This window comes from Streptomyces sp. DH12 (assembly GCF_020873895.1).
Classification (GTDB): Bacteria; Actinomycetota; Actinomycetes; order Streptomycetales; family Streptomycetaceae; genus Streptomyces.
This window is the reverse complement of record NZ_JAHWGT010001378.1, coordinates 1-418: the sequence shown is the minus strand read 5'-3', so window position 1 is coordinate 418 and position 418 is coordinate 1. Positions and strand designations below refer to the sequence as shown.

Annotated in this window: 1 protein-coding gene; it reads left to right on the top strand. The window is 67.5% G+C overall.

Features of this window, described 5'->3' with window-relative positions; translation table 11 throughout:
* A partial coding sequence (locus LPA54_RS40155) for a hypothetical protein (protein ID WP_228985365.1) occupies positions 1 to 418 on the top strand: 418 nt, incomplete at both ends.

The window sequence follows — 418 nt, the reverse complement described above, 5'->3', positions numbered from 1 at the left end:
CCGCAAGACCCTGGACGCGGGCGCCCCCAACAACACGGCCAAGAAGGACAAGACGTCCGACCTGTGTTGGGTGTCGTACAACGCGGTGATGTCCTTGGGAGGCCGGAACGTCGAGCTGGTGCGGGACGCTCCCGCGGGCAGCGATCCCGAGACCGACACCGAGATTTACCGGGCGCAGACCGACGACGGCACCCGCGTCGAGCGCAGGACTGGCGGGACCAACGGCGACGACAATGGCGAGTACTGGATCGTCACGACCACCGACGGCACCAAGTACTACTTCGGCCTCAACGAGGTCGGTGGCGGCCATGCCGACGCCAACTCCGTCTCCACAGTTCCCGTCTTCGGCAACCACCCAGGGGAGCCCTGTCACGCAACCGCCTTCGCCGACTCCCGCTGTGGGGCGGGCAAGCGGCAG